9 protein-coding genes are annotated in these 14,685 nt (G+C 67.7%); 1 reads left to right on the top strand and 8 read right to left on the bottom strand.

Features of this window, described 5'->3' with window-relative positions; translation table 11 throughout:
• The first annotated feature begins 3 nt into the window (after positions 1–3).
• Complete coding sequence (locus tag C9F11_RS35210) at positions 4–1,257, top strand: PLP-dependent aminotransferase family protein (RefSeq protein ID WP_249402012.1); 1,254 nt, start codon at positions 4–6, stop codon at positions 1,255–1,257.
• A gap of 15 nt (positions 1,258–1,272) precedes the next feature.
• Here C9F11_RS35210 and mpaM read toward each other — a convergent pair whose 3' ends face one another.
• The 8 genes from mpaM to C9F11_RS35170 all read right to left on the bottom strand — a co-directional run bounded on the left by mpaM (position 1,273) and on the right by C9F11_RS35170 (position 14,641).
• Entirely contained in the window at positions 1,273–2,094 is an 822-nt protein-coding gene (mpaM, locus tag C9F11_RS35205) for a daptide-type RiPP biosynthesis methyltransferase (RefSeq protein ID WP_138963361.1), read from the bottom strand.
• A gap of 113 nt (positions 2,095–2,207) precedes the next feature.
• Positions 2,208–3,281: a glycosyltransferase gene (locus C9F11_RS35200; RefSeq protein ID WP_138963359.1), complete on the bottom strand. Its 1,074-nt coding sequence runs from the start codon at positions 3,279–3,281 to the stop codon at positions 2,208–2,210.
• A 112-nt stretch (positions 3,282–3,393) separates the two neighbouring features.
• Positions 3,394–4,872 carry a tryptophan 7-halogenase gene (locus C9F11_RS35195; RefSeq protein ID WP_138963357.1) on the bottom strand — a complete coding sequence of 493 codons (1,479 nt, stop codon included), beginning with the start codon at positions 4,870–4,872 and terminating at the stop codon, positions 3,394–3,396.
• A gap of 96 nt (positions 4,873–4,968) precedes the next feature.
• Complete coding sequence (locus C9F11_RS35190) at positions 4,969–6,189, bottom strand: cytochrome P450 (protein ID WP_138963355.1); 1,221 nt, start codon at positions 6,187–6,189, stop codon at positions 4,969–4,971.
• Between the two features lie 132 nt (positions 6,190–6,321).
• The gene (locus C9F11_RS35185; RefSeq protein WP_138963353.1) at positions 6,322–7,518 is read right to left on the bottom strand and encodes a cytochrome P450; all 1,197 of its coding nucleotides are present in this window, start codon (positions 7,516–7,518) and stop codon (positions 6,322–6,324) included.
• A 46-nt stretch (positions 7,519–7,564) separates the two neighbouring features.
• Entirely contained in the window at positions 7,565–8,770 is a 1,206-nt protein-coding gene (locus tag C9F11_RS48970; RefSeq protein ID WP_249402011.1) for a cytochrome P450, read from the bottom strand.
• A 115-nt stretch (positions 8,771–8,885) separates the two neighbouring features.
• Entirely contained in the window at positions 8,886–9,095 is a 210-nt protein-coding gene (locus C9F11_RS35175) for an MbtH family protein (protein WP_138963351.1), read from the bottom strand.
• Entirely contained in the window at positions 9,092–14,641 is a 5,550-nt protein-coding gene (locus C9F11_RS35170; RefSeq protein ID WP_269078107.1) for a non-ribosomal peptide synthetase, read from the bottom strand. Before C9F11_RS35170 ends, C9F11_RS35175 begins: the two co-directional genes overlap by 4 nt.
• Positions 14,642–14,685 lie beyond the last annotated feature (44 nt).

The raw sequence follows: 14,685 nt of genomic DNA, 5'->3' as shown, positions 1-14,685 counted from the left end.
AGCATGGAAACTCTGCACAGCTCGCTCGCCGATCCGGCCATCTCGTCGATGAACTTGCTGAATGAGCTGATCGGCGAATATCCCGTGGCCATTTCCATGGCGGCGGGCCGCCCGTACGAAGAGTTCTTCGACATCCGCCTCATCCACGAGTACATCGACGCCTACTGCGACCACCTCCGGAACGACCGGGGGCTGGACGAGGCTGAGGTCACCCGCACGCTCTTCCAGTACGGCACCACGAAGGGCGTCATCACCGATCTCATCGCCCGCCACCTCGCCGAGGACGAGGACATCGGCGCCGACCCCGAGTCCGTGGTGGTCACCGTGGGCGCGCAGGAGGCCATGTTCCTGGTCTTCCGCGCGCTACGGGCTGACGAGCGGGACGTGCTGCTTGCCCCCGCCCCCACCTACGTCGGCCTGACCGGGGCCGCGCTGCTGACCGACACCCCGGTCTGGCCGGTCCGGTCCACCGAGAACGGCATCGACCCCCAGGACCTCGTCCTCCAGCTCCAACATGCCGAAGAGCAGGGCAAGCGAGTCCGGGCCTGCTACGTGACGCCTGACTTCGCCAACCCCACGGGCACCAGCATGGACGTGCCCGCCCGGCGCCGGCTCCTCGAGGTCGCCGAGGCGAGCGGCATCCTGCTCCTGGAGGACAACGCGTACGGGGTCTACGGATCCGAGCGCTTGCCCACGCTGAAGGCGCTCGACCGGTCGGGGGCCGTGGTCTACATCGGCTCCTTCGCCAAGACCGGCATGCCCGGCGCCCGGGTCGGCTACGTCGTGGCGGATCAGCACGTGACCGGGGGCGGTCTGCTCGCCGATCAGCTCTCGAAGCTCAAGGGCATGCTCACGGTGAACACCTCGCCCATCGCGCAAGCGGTGATCGCCGGGAAGCTCCTGCTCAACGACTTCAGTCTGCTCAAGGCCAACGCCAGGGAAATCGCCATCTACCAACGCAACCTCCAGCACACGCTGGGCCAGCTCTCCCGCAGGCTCGGCGGCTGCCCCGGGGTCAGCTGGAACTCGCCGAAGGGCGGGTTCTTCGTCACGGTCACCGTGCCCTTCGTCGTCGACGACGAGCTGCTGAAGCACGCCGCCGGCGACTACGGCGTCCTGTTCACCCCGATGCACCACTTCTACGGCGGCAAGGGCGGGTTCAACCAACTCCGGCTCTCAATCAGCCTGCTCACGCCGGAACTCATCGAGGAGGCCGTCTCCCGGCTCGCCGCGCTCATCACCGCGCGCCTCCCCTGAGCCAGGCTCAGCGAGTCATGCGGAATCGCTCCGCAGTGACGCCTCCAGTAGCAGCGCGCCAGGGCCGCCACGCTCCTCGTCGGACCTGAACGAAGTCGGCGCCACCACGTCGAATCCGGCCTCTTCGAGTTCCTGTACCACCTGATCCGCGTCGAGGAGCCTCAAGCGGCTCGTGCAGATGACGAAGGGGTCCAACGTGTCATCGGCAGGGTAGATCGTGATGTCCTGGATCTTCTCTGCCGGTGACCGCCGTGCGTGCAACACATACCGTCGGCCGCTTCGGCCCGACAGCTCTTGCTGGCGCTCCTGCGACTTCCACATGCCGTTATCGGCCATGCTGACCAGGAATTTCCCTCCGGGCTCGAGGTGCGCACGAACCGACGCGTACAAGCCAGGCCTTTGGGTGTCGTCCAGGAGGCTGATCGAGCCGTAGCTGATGACCACGGCACCAAAGCGCTTACCCAGCGTGAAGGCGCCCATGTCTCCCTGCACCACAGTGCACCGGTCCCGAAGGTCCGCCGGCGCGGCTGCCAACTCCTTCCGGAGTGTGGCGATCATCGTGGTCGACAGCTCAAGTGCGGTGACCTCGAAGCCGAGCTTCAGGAAAGGGAATGTCAGCCGACCCGTTCCGGCAGCGAGTTCCAGCACCGACCCGGACGCAGGAGGAATGTGGGCGGCCATCTCCCGTACCTCCGAGGCGCCGTCCGCCTCCAGCATCAGGTCGACCCCTAGGTCCTCGTCGTAGAAACTGCGCAGAACGCCTCTCTCCCCTACAGAGGCCAGCAAAGCGTCCGCGCGCGTGGTCCGGACCGGTCCATGCTCCAGCTGATTACTCATACGGCCGACCTCCTGGTAGGCATCCATCTCGGGGACGAGTGGGTTGTTGACGACGTCGCGGTCACCGCGGCCGGGCAGCCCGGTGCGGCAGTGGAACCATCACTTCGTACAGTTCAGCGGTCGATCATTTCTCGGACGAGGCGACGCGAATGCGGCTGCTGTGCCAGCTGGTCGAAGTCGGCCAGCCGATCCGCCGGCGTCCACGCGCGCAGCATTTCCAGATACTGCTTCTCCACCACAGGCGCCGCGTAGTGCGTGTTGGCGTAGCGGGCAAGTCCTGGAGCACGCTCGCGCGCAGTGTCGGCAAGGGCTCGGAATTCCTCGCGCGAGAGACTCTCGAAGTCAGACACGAGGACAAGACCAGGAAAGATGTCGTTCGTAGCGCACTCGGCTCGTCGAGCCAGCGTCGGCACGCCGAGTCCGACGGCTTCCGAAAGCATGCGCCCCCACGAGTCGCTGACCGAGTTCACCAGCATGACGTCGACTGCCCGATAGAAGGAGCACATCCACTCCCACTGGCGATACGCGCCCATGTGCACATGAATCCGGTGGGACGAGTCCACGCCGGCCGCCTGTTCCCAGCGGCGGCGGACGAGTTCCTCCGTCACACCAGGCTCGTCCGGTATGACACAGCACAGGAGATGGGTTTTCGGATCCTGGATGTTGCGGAGGAACCACACAGCGATCTCGTCGATGCCCTTCGCCGGATGCAGCATTCCTCCGGCACCCAGCAGCGTGTCGCCTGCATCAAGATTCAAGCTGACCCGCAGGGCTTCGTGCGAGGCACCTTCGACAGGTACTTTCTGGGCTATCGGGACGATGCTGAAATCCAGCTCGCGAAGCAATGGAATGTCATGATGAAGCAGCTCCCGATTCCGTTGCGTGAACGTATACGGATGCACCAGATGCCCAAGGTTCAGCAGCTCCTTGGTATAAGTTGCCGGGTGCGCGTCGGGGGACATCGGGATCCGATCGAACGGAGTGCTGTCCCCCCAGTGCTCCAGCTTCCAAAGAATCAACTGCCCAGGCGGCAGGTGCCGCAGCACCGACAGGTGGCGCTGGAAGAGGTTCGAGATCCTCAGCCAGAGCGGAGATTGTTGGGCAATACCTTCCGCGATTTCTTCGTCAGGCCGGAGGTCCCGCCCGAGCTGATCGAACTCAAGGGCCAGAATCTTCCAATTGCCCATCGTGAACCCACTCTCTCACGTAACGACGAATACCGATCGGATCAGCTCTGCTCAACGCGCGATCGACGAACGCCGCGGTCGGCCGTCGGCGAATCGAGGAAGTGCGGAGCCCTCACGCCTGCTGGTAGGGCTGCCATTTCATGCCATCGGGTGAGGACACGAGGCCGCCGGGGAAGAGCGGCAGCTCGGGCTCGGCGTCCTCGCCGAGCAGCGCCTTCATCTGCACCTGGCCGGCCTCCTGCATCGCCTGCCTGACCACCTGTGACTTGAACATCGGCACCATGTCTTCCTGGTCGCCGCCTGCCATCTGATCCACGGCCGCGGCGAACTCAGCGCTGCGCTCAGCTATCCTGTCCGCCGCCGTCAGTGCCGTCTCACCGGACGACACCCCACCGATCAGCTCCACGAACGACTCACTGTCGGTGGCGCTCCGGCTGTTCGTGACCTTCTTGGCCTGCCAGAAGTACGAGTCCTCGTTCACGTTCATCTGGTAGAACGACATGAGAAACTCGTAGAACACCTGGTACTCGCGGCGATACCGCGCCTCGAACTCGGTCAGTACCGTCTTCTCGTCCAGCTCGCCCGCGAGGACGCTGTTGATCGACCGGGCAGCGAGCAGCGCGCTGTAGGTCGCCAGATGCACGCCGGAAGAGAACACCGGGTCCACGAAGCAGGCTGCGTCGCCGACCAGGACCATCCCTGGCCGCCAGAAGTTCGTCTGCTGGTAGGAGTAGTCCTTGCGGATCCGCAGTTCCCCGTATTTTCCGGTCGTTACCCGGGTCGCGTCCGACAGGTAGTCCGAAATCATCGGGCACTCGGCGATCAAGGCGTTGAGGGCCTTCTCCCGATCTCCTTGGACCTTCTCGGCGTCCTCCCTGCGCACGACCGCGCCAACGCTGGTCAGCGTGTCACTCAGCGGGATGTACCAGAACCAGCCGCTGTCGAAGGCCACGCTCAGGATGTTGCCCGAGGCCGGCTCGGGCAGCCGCTTACCGCCCTCGAAGTAGCCGAACAGCGCCAGGCTGCGGAAGAACTCCGAATAGTTCCGCGTGCCGCCGACGTTGCCGTACAGCCGGCTCTTGTTGCCCGACGCGTCCACCACGAAGCGCGCCGACACCGCACGCTCACTGCCATCGGGGTCGGTGTAGCGCAGACCGGTGACACGGTCGCCGTCTTCCGTCACATCGGTGACCGCGCACCCCTCCCGTACGACGACACCCTTGCGTTTGGCGTTGTTCAACAAGATCTCGTCGAATCGCGCCCGCTCGACCTGATAGGCGTATGACGTCGAGCCGGCCATCCGGGCGGAGATGCCGAAGTGGAACGTCCACGGCTCCGGGCGAGCACCCCAGCGGAACGTGCCACCGCGCTTCATCGGGAACCCGGCACCGGCCAGTTCGTCCGTGACGCCGAGCAGCCGGCACACGCCGTGCACCGTGGCAGGCAACAACGACTCGCCGATCTGGTACCGGGGAAAGTTCTCCTTCTCGAGGAGCAGCACCCGATGACCCTGCATAGCCACGAGTGTGGCCACGGTCGAACCGCCCGGCCCACCACCAGCCACCACTACATCGAATTCGTCGACCGACATCTCGCCACCATTCCCTCTGTTGCGGGCCAATTTATTACGGCTAGTTCCATGAGCGTGCGCCGCTCGATCGCCACCCTCGCTCGCTGCCCTCGACCGCTACCAAGTCACGGGCACCTGATCCGGACAGTCGACGAAAGCGTTTCGATACTTCACTTCCCCGATGGGCACTGCAAGGCGCAGCTCCGGGAACCGTCGCCAGAGGCTCTGATAGGAAATTCGCAGCATCGCCCTTGCCAACGCCGCGCCTACGCAGTAATGGATGCCGTGTCCGAATCCGACGTCCGAGACCGGTTCACGGCCCGCGTCGACGGCGTTGGGATTCGGCGTCAGCGCCTCGTCCCGATTGGCCATGAGAACCGAACACAGCACATAATCCCCGGCCTTGATCAACTGCCCGTCGATGACCACGTCCTTGAGGGCCAGGCGGGGATTCGGCCCCTGCACGGGCGACAGATAACGCACCAGTTCGGTGACCAAGCGATCGGCCTTCTCGCGGCCCGCGAAAAGCAACGGTATCTGGCCGGGATTGTCCAGGAGCGCGACGACCCCGAATCCGATCATTCCCGCGACGGTCTCGACACCACCGAGGATCAGCGCCATGCACAGGCCCTTCAACTCCTCGTCCGTGATGTTGTCCCCGTGCGCTTGCACGACCATGCCGAGGAGCCCGTCGCCGGGCTCCTTCCGCTGCCGGGTGATCAGGTTGTCCAGGTACCGGTTGAACGCCGCGCTGTCGGCGGCCCTCGCCTTGAGCCCGCGACTCAGATCGACGTTCCGCCTGAGCCGCCGGACGAACTCGTGCCGGTCATCGCGCGGGATGCCGAGCAGCTCGCACAGAACGCCCGCGCCGATCGGATCGGCGAAGTCCCGCTGGACGTCCGCGGGTGGTCCCGCGGCTTCCATCATCTCGAGCCGATCGTCGATGAGGCCTTGTATGTTGGGCTCCATCTTGCGGATACGTCGGACCGTGAACTCCGGTGTCAGCATCTTCCGCAGGCGCGTGTGCTCGGGCGGATCGTACGTCGATATCTGTCCGACGAACTGGGGCTCTATGCGTTCCGCTGTTTCGCCCTGGATGAACCGGGGTCGGGTCGTGAAATTCTCGTGATCGCCCAGTATCCTGCGCACGACGTCGTACCCGAAGGCCTGCCACACATATTCTCTGCCCAACTGCTCGGACGCCTCACCGACAATACGGAAAAGCGGGCCATGCGCTCTGAGATCGAAATTGTCTGCATGTGGATCACAATGCGTTCGCATCTTGAAGTTCGCGGGCTCTCGTAAGAGTGGCGCGACCTCATCGATATCTGGACTCATGCCGAGTGGGATCTCCTTCACTGACCGGGATTCCCGGCGAGTTCACCCCGCCCACGCTGCCGCCTCAGTTTCATCTATAATCGAGCGGGACGTCCAGCGCCTCACGTGGACAAATGCGGCTGCCGCGGGCGGTCACCAGGCGACCATCAGCTCCGTCAGTCCATACGCGGGGGTGGTCAAGCGAAACATGTTCTCCTGGGCGGGATCCGCGAGCCGCAGCCCGGGAAATCGCCGCCACAGAGCGGTATAGACCGTCTGCAATTCGAGGCGGGCCAGAGCAGCTCCCAGACAATGGTGGACGCCGTGCCCGAACGCGACGTGCGGGGCGGGCTCGCGCGTGACATCGAGACGGTCCGGATCCGGTGTCAGGTCGGGGTCACGGTTGGCCGCCGGAAGCGAGCAGATGACGCTCTCCCCCTTCTTGATCACCTGGTCCCCGATGATGACGTCCTCCATGGCGATGCGGGGCGTCGGGGAGTAAGTGACCGTCAGGTAGCGGATCAGCTCGTCGACCGCCCGTCGCGCCGACCGTTCGTCGCCTCGGAACGCTGCGATCTGCTCGGGGTGGCGCAGCAGCGCCAGCACTCCAAGGCCGATCATTCCGGAGATGTTGTCGTCGCCTGCCAGCATCACCTGGACGCAGAAGCCCCTCAGCTCCTCGTCCGTGGCCGCGTCGCCGTGTTCGGCGACGACCGCTCCGATCAACCCCTCGCCCGGATCCTTCCGTTCCCTGGCGATCATCGCCAACAGGTAGCGGGAGAACGCCTCGCCGGCCGCCGCCCGCCTCTTCTGGCTTCGCGAGGCGTCGAGATGAGCGTGACACAGCCGCAGGAACATCACCCGGTCGTCCTTGGGCACGCCGATGAGCTCGCACAGCACGGCCCCGGGCACCTCCTCGGCGACGAACTCGATCAGATCCGCGGGGGACCCCGCCTGCTCCATGGCATCGAGGCGCTCGGTCACGATCTGTTCGATGGAGGGCTGTAGACGCTGCATCTTGCGCAGCGTGAAGCCGGGAGTCAGCTTCTGCCGCATCCGGGTGTGCTCCGGCGGGTCGTAGTCCATCAGGTTGCCGACCAGCTCGCGCGGCCGGAAGATGCCCTCCCCACCGACCTCGTCCCGCCGGTCCCAGCGGCGCCGTGTGCTGAACCTCTTGTGATCGCCCATCACCTGTCGGACGACAGCGTGCGTGGTCGCCATCCAGCGGGTCTCGGCGTCCGCTCCGGATCCCGCAGTGACCCTCGTCAGCGGTCCCGCGGCGAGCAGTTCGTCCGCCGGATCGAGGCCCTGTCTGCGAATGTGGACGGGGCGCTCGTCGTCACCAGTCAACGGGAAGCTCCTTCCCTGCCATCGGTTCTCCTCCTGCGATCCGGCGCTACCAGTCGAGCCACAGGGCTTCCACGTTGAGCGGCGGCTGCCCCAACTTGATCTCGCGATCCGGTTCGGCGAGCCGCAGCGTCGGAAAGCGATGCGCCAGAGCCGGGATCGCCACCCGGAACACCATCTCGGCCAGCGACCGGCCAAGGCAGTGGTGGATGCCGTGTCCGAACGCGACATGCGCGGGCTTGTCCCGGGTGATGTCGAACCGGTCGTCCGGGCCTGGGAAGTTCCGGCGGTTCGCGGCAAGGAACGAGGGCGTGACGGTGTCGCCTGCCTTGATGGGACAACCGCTGATGCGCACGTCCTCCAACGCGATGCGCGGAGTGGTCTTCTCGTCGCTGGTGATGTAGCGGACCACCTCGTCCAGCCAGTCCGGCACGGTCTCCGGCCTGTCCCGCAGCACGGCGAACTGCTCGGGCTCCTCGACCATCAGCCACGCGGCCGCCGCGAGGAAGCGCGCCACCTGGTCCCCGCCCGCGCCCATGACGAACGCGGCCACCCCGATCAGCTCCGCGTCGGTGATCTCGTCGCCGTGCTCGCGCACCACGACGCCGAACAGGTCGTCACCGGGATCGCGGCGGGTACGCGTCACGACCTGGTTCATGTACGCCCAGAACTTGTTTCCCGCCGCCAGGCGCCGCTTACCCGACCGTTCGGCCCGGCTGGCGTGCAGGGCACGGGACAGCTCCGCCTGGTCATCACGTGAAATGCCGACGAAGTCGCAGGTCACCGTCGTCGCGATGGGCCACCCGAAACGCGGGACGAAGTCCACGGGGCCACCGGTGGACTCGATGTCGTCGAGAGTGGCCTCGACGATCTTCTCGACCTGCGGCTGGAACCCCTGTATCCGCCGGATGGCGAAGGGGCCTGTCACCATCCGGCGCAGACGCGTGTGCTCCGGTGGATCGTACTGAGTGAGGAAGCCGGGGAAGATGAAACCGGCCGCGGTGCCGTGGTAGAGCAGTTTGGAGCTGAATTTTTCCGAGCCGAGAACCTGCCGGATCTCGTCGTACCCGGCGGCAAGCCACGCGGTCCGCCCTTCGGGGGCGTCCTCGACGCCCAGTACGGCCATGGGGCCCTCGGCCATCAAGGCGCGTAGCTCTGGCACCGGATCGAACCGGTCCCGTCGGTGTATGTCCAAGCCCAGGTCAACGTTGATCTCTTCGAACGTGCCCCGGACAACGTTGTTCTCCTCGAGCACTGCACAGGTCCTTTCGCCTCGTCCCGCCCTCGGACGCGGAATGGTTGTCACGAGCCGGCTGGACGGGCGTCAAGCCCGTCCAACCGTCCGCATTGAGCGGTTGGACACCTTTCACTCAGGCGCCGGCTTCCTGGATGAGGCTCTTCGGCCTGAGGTCCTTCCAGTTCTCCTCGACGTAATCGAGGCACTCCTGACGGGGGGCCTCACCGTGGACACGGGACCAGCCGGCAGGCACTTCCGCGAAGGTCGGCCAGAGGGAGTGCTGGCCCTCGTGGTTGACCAGCACGAAGAAGGAACCCTCGTCGTCGTCGAACGGGTTGCTCATCGTTGTGTCCTTTCGCTCTTGTGTCGAGAACGGAGCTTCTCGGAGACGATGGCTCCAATCTGGGCCAGCGCCGCGGGTTGCACCAAGTCGTAGTGGTTGGACGGGATCTCGTGGGGCTCGATGCTTCCGCTGGTGAAGTCCCTCCAGCTCGCTATGGCCTCCGTTACGGGCAGATGCGCCGGCCGCTCCTCCGTGGCGACGAAGAGCAAGATGTCGCCGGCGAAGGGCGAGGCGGTGTGCCGCGGCCCGACCTCCCACAGGTTGCGCATCACCGCCTCGAGGCGCTCCCTGACGCCGGGCCCCTGGACCAGTCCACCCGCAAGTTCCAGGTCCTGCTCCTTGCGCTTTTGCACGGCCTCCTCGTCGCGCATGGCTTCTTCGCTGACCGTGCCGGTCGCGTTCCGTCCCATGTAGACGGGATAGGCGTCGAGCAGGGCCAGCAGGCCGACCTCCTCCCCTTCCGCCTCGAGCAGCGCGGCCATCGCCTGTGCGATCCGCCCGCCGAGCGACCAGCCGAGGAGGTGGTACGGCCCGGTCGGCTGCACAGCCCGGATGTGTGTCAGGTAATCGGCCGCCATCTCCTCGACGCTGTCGGGCAGGGGTTCGGTACGCGCCAAGCCGCGTGCCTGCACTCCGTAGACCGGCTGATTCACCGGAAGGTGCCGCAGCAACGGCTGATAGTTCCAGCTCAGGCCGCCGCTCGCGTGGAGGCAGAACAGGGGCGGGCGGTCACCGGCGGCTTGCAGCGGCAGCAGGACCTCGTAGTCACCCGTCTTCACCGAACGGGTCGAGCGCCGCCGCTCGCCCAGGACGACCAGGGTTTTGGAGGAGGTCTTCCGGGCGAGCAGACCCGTGCGCAGCATCTGATGTCCCGGAGTTCCGAACGGGCAGGGCAGGGTGGACCGACCGTCCTTGCCCGCGTCCACCGTCGGCCCGGTGACGTACAGATCGCCCACGGCCCCCGGCGCGACCGGGCTCAGCTGGTCGTCGAGCAGGAGCGCGCCGAGCGGGCCGTCCTCGGCCAGGTCGGCGAGCGCCGGGGGCGCGGCCCCCGACCACCGCGCCGGTGCGATGACCGGACGGCCGCGTTCGACGTCGTCCAGGCAGATGTCCAGGTCGCTGATCCGCCGCCGGGGATCCTCCGCCACCTGTTCCAGGACGCGGACAAGGCGCCGGGCCACCGACTCGGCCGTGTCCCGCTCGAACAGGTCGGTGGCGTAGCGGAGGAGGCCTTCGATGCACTCCTCGTCGTCGAGGCGCTCGGTGAGCTTGAACGCGAGATCCAGCTCCATGGCCTCGGCCCCGCCGGGTTCGACATCGGTGCGCAGGCCCGGCAGTTCCCTCGCGTCCCAGGTGCCGAGCCCTTCTTCCAGCACCTCGAGTCCCACCTGGAACACGGGGTGGCGGGAGAGCGAGGCGGGCAGGTCGAGGAGTTCGGCGAGCCGCTCGAAGGGCACGTCCAGGTGCTCCTGCGCGGCCCGGAGCGCTTCCTGCGCGCGGGTGACGACTTCGAGGAAGGTCGGGTCGCCCGAGACTTCCGTGCGCAGGGCGACCGGCCGGGTGAACGGCCCGATCATCGGCTCGAGGTCGATGAGGTCCTCGTCACGGGGCAGCGTCGTGCCGATCACCAGGTCGTGGCCCGCGCCCAGTTTCGTCAGCAGCATGGCGAGCGCGGCGTGCACCACCTGGAAGGCGTCCGCGCCGGCCGACTCCGCCGCGTCCATCAACCGGGCGTACGGGCTCGCGTCAAGGCGCAGCTCGACCGTACCGGCCCGGCGCGACGCGACGGCCGGCCGCGGGCGGTCGAACGGCAGCACCGTCTCCCCGTCGATGCCGGCCAGGTTGTCCCGCCAGAAGGCGACCTGCTCGTGGGGCAGGCTGCCCGGCTCGTTCTCGTCCGCGAGCAGTCGCTGCTCCCAGATCGCGTAGTCGGCGAACTGCACAGCCAGGGGCGCGCGCTCCGGGACCCGCCCCTCGCGCCGCGCCCTGTATGCGGCCGCCAGGTCGCGGAAGAACACGTCCAGCGAGTCGTCGTCGGCGAGAATCCGGTGCACCCGCAGGTGCAGCACGTGTTCCCGCTCCGCGAGTGCGAACAGCTCACATCGCCACGGCACGTCCTTGGTGAGGTCGAACGCCGACTCGCGCCGCTCGGCGAGCAGCCCGGGAAGGTCTTCTTCGGTGGCCGGGACGGGAGTCAGCTCGACCGTAAGACCGTCTTGAATGTGCTGGTGGACGCTCTGTGCGTCGCCGGGGAAGGTCGTACGGAAGATCTCGTGCCGGGCCGCGACGTCGCCGAGCGCCGCCGCGAGCGCGGGCACGTCCAGCCGGCCGCGCAGGCGCAGTGTGACCGACGTGTGCAGGCCGGCCGTGTCCTTCCCGGGGTCGGCCAGCAGCCAGGCGCGCAGCTGTCGGGTGGTGAGCGGCACCCGGTCCGGCCGCTGGGCGGCTTCCAGCGCGGGGCGTGACTTCGCGGCGAGCATCCTCGCCAGGCCCGCGGGTGTCGGCGAGGAGAACAGCTGCCGGATGGGCAGATCCGCGCCGAGTTCCTCACGGATCCGCGCGATGAGCCGCATGGCGAGCGCCGAACTCCCGCCGAGGTCGTGGAAGGTGTCGTCGCCCCCCACGTGGTCGACGCCGAGGATCTCGGAGAACAGGGCGCACAGCACCTTCTCGGTCTCGCTCTCCGGCGCCTTCTCCGCGGCGTGTCCCGCGAGGTCCGGGGCGGGCAGGGCCCGGCGGTCCACCTTGCCGTGGGCGGTGACCGGCAGGCCGGGCAGGGCGACGACCGCCATCGGCACCATGTACGCGGGCAGGACCTGGGCCATGTGCCGCCGGATCTGTGCTGCCCCCGCATCGCTGCCGTCGGAGACGAAGTAGCCCACCAGGCGCTTCTCGCCCGGCTGGTCCTCCCGCGCCACGACGACGGCCTCGACCACCCCGGGCTGGGCCGCGAGGACGGCCTCCACCTCGCCCAGCTCCACCCGGTAGCCGCGGATCTTCACCTGGTCGTCGGCGCGGCCGAGGAACACCACCTCGCCGTGCTGGTTCCAGCGCGCCAGGTCGCCGGTGCGGTACATCGGTTCCCCGGCGAGGAAGGGGCACGCCACGAACCGCTCGGCGGTCAGGCCCGCGCTGGTGAGGTATCCGCGGGCCAGCCCGGTGCCGGCGATGTACAGCTCGCCGGTTACTCCCGGCGCGACCGGGCGCAGGAAGGCATCGAGGACGTAGATCTTGCGGTTGGTCATGGGGCGGCCGATCGGCAGCTCCGACCCGAGTTCCTCGCCGGGCTCGATCGGCTTCCACGTCGCGCACAGGGTGGTCTCGGTCGGCCCGTAGGTGTTCCGCACCCGCAGGCCGGGCTGGGCCCGCCGCAGGTTCTGCACCGACTGGGCGGGGACCACGTCCCCGCCGGTCCCGATTTCGACCAGACCCGCGAAGCACTCCGGGGACGTCTCCGCCAGGGCGCGGAAGCTGCCGGCGGTGAGGTGGACGGCGGTCGCGCCGCGTTCGACGGCTCGGCGTACCCCGGCCGCGTCCAGCACTCCCGGCTCGGTGAGCAGGACGCGGCCGCCCATGGCGAGCGGCACCCACATCGCGTAGAGCGAGGGGTCGAAGACGTGCGTCGCGTGCATCAGCACGCCGTCGTCCGGACCGATCTGCCAGCCCTCGTCTCCGGCCAGGCCGGCCACGGCCCCGTGGGGGATGCCCACGCCCTTGGGGAGGCCGGTGGATCCGGAGGTGTACATCACGTACGCCAGGTCGTCGGCGCTCGGCCGGGTCTGCGGCGCCGTGGCGGCACAGCCGTCGACGGCTGCCCGTGTCCCGGGCGCGTCGAGGACGATCGCGCCTTCCGGCACGACTCCGCTGGTCGACTCTGTGCACAGGACGGTGGAGACGGCGGAGTCGTCGAGAATGAACGCGATCCGCTCGGCCGGGTACTCGATGTCCACCGGGACGTACGCCGCGCCTGTCTTCCAGATCGCCAGGAACGCGATCAGCAGGTCCGGTGACCTGTCCATGGCCACGCCGATCCGGTCGCCGCGGCCGATGCCATGACCGGCGAGGTAGCGGGCCAGCCGGTTCGAAGCCCGGTCGACCTCGGCGTAGCTCAGATCCGCGCCGCCCGCGTCGGTGAGCGCCACCGCGTCCGGGGCCGCGGCCACTCGCCGCGCGAACATCTCGACCACGGATTCGCCGGGCACCGGGCCCGCGGTCGCGTTCCATTCGTCCACCACCAGGGCGCGCTCGGTCTCGCTCAGCAGTGGCAGACGGCCGACGAGCACATCGGGCTCGGCGGCCAGCCGTTCCAGCACGCGGGCCAGCGCGCCCACGACCGATTCGGCGACCGCGCGGTCGAACAGGCCCCGGTCGTAGTCGAGGATGAGCGGCATCCGCTCGCCGGGTCCTGTGATCAGGGTGAACGGGTAGTGCGAGGAGTTGCGCCCTCGCTTCAGCGGGCGCAGGGTCAGACCCTCGTCGGGCACCTGGCCGAGTCCCTTGCGAGGGAAGTTCTCGTAGATGATGAGCGTGTCGAAGACCGCTCCGGGTCCGGCGACGGCCTGCACGTCTTGCAGGCCGATGTGGTGGTGGGCCATGAGTGCCGACTGGTCGCGCTGCAGCTCGGCAAACAACTCGATGGCCCGCCGCCCGCCGTCGAGCCGGACCCGCACCGGCAGGGTGTTGAGCAGCTGGCCGACCATCGACTCCACACCGGCGAGGTCGCCGGGGCGCCCGGAGGCGGTGGCGCCGAACACCACGTCGGTACGGCCGGCCAGTTGCGCCAGCACGACGGCCCACGCGCCTTGCACGATGCTGTTCAGGGTGAGGCCGTGTCCGCGTGCCAGCCCGGCCAGCTCTTCTGTCAGTTGCGGGGACAGCTCGATCATCGCCGTGTCGATGTCCGGCACGCGGGTGGGGTCGGCCGGGGCGACCGTGGTGGGCGTGTCGAGGCCTGCGAACTCCTCCCGCCAGGCCGCCTTGGCCGCCTCCTTGTCCTGTCGGCCCAGCCAGGCGAGGTAGTCCCGGTAGGGCACGGTGGGCGGGAGTGCGGACGCGTCCCCGTTCGCCGCGTAGATCGCGGCCAGTTCGCGGTGGATGACGGGCATCGACCAGCCGTCCACCAGCACGTGGTGAAGGGTGTGCACGAGCCGGTGGCGCTCCGGGCCGAGCCGGATCAGGTGCAGTTTCATCAGCGGCGCCGTCTCGATGTGCAGCCGCTGGGACACCTCGTCGGCGGCAAGGCGGTCCACCTCGCTGTCGGCGATGTCGTGCGGCAGCCCGGAAAGATCCGTCTCGCGCCAGGGGATCTCGGCGTCCCGTGCGATGACCTGCACCATCTGTGCGCCGCTGACATAGCGGAAACAGGCTCGCAGCGCGGCGTGCCGGTCCACGACGGCCTGCCACGACGCCCTCAGCCGGGCAGCGTCCAGCGGGCCGTCGATGCCGTACACGGTCTGCACGGTGTAGGTGTCAGGACCGTCGTGGTCAAGTGCGGTGTGATACAGCATCCCTTCCTGCAGCGGCGAAAGGGGCCAGACGTCCTCCACGCTGGAACGGGGCTTTGGACGAGTGCCGTCAACGGTCACAATCT

Origin of the sequence: Streptomyces sp. YIM 121038, assembly GCF_006088715.1 — a bacterium.
Taxonomy (GTDB): Bacteria; Actinomycetota; Actinomycetes; order Streptomycetales; family Streptomycetaceae; genus Streptomyces.
Note: the sequence above shows the minus strand (reverse complement) of the source record. Positions and strands in the feature narration are given on the sequence as shown.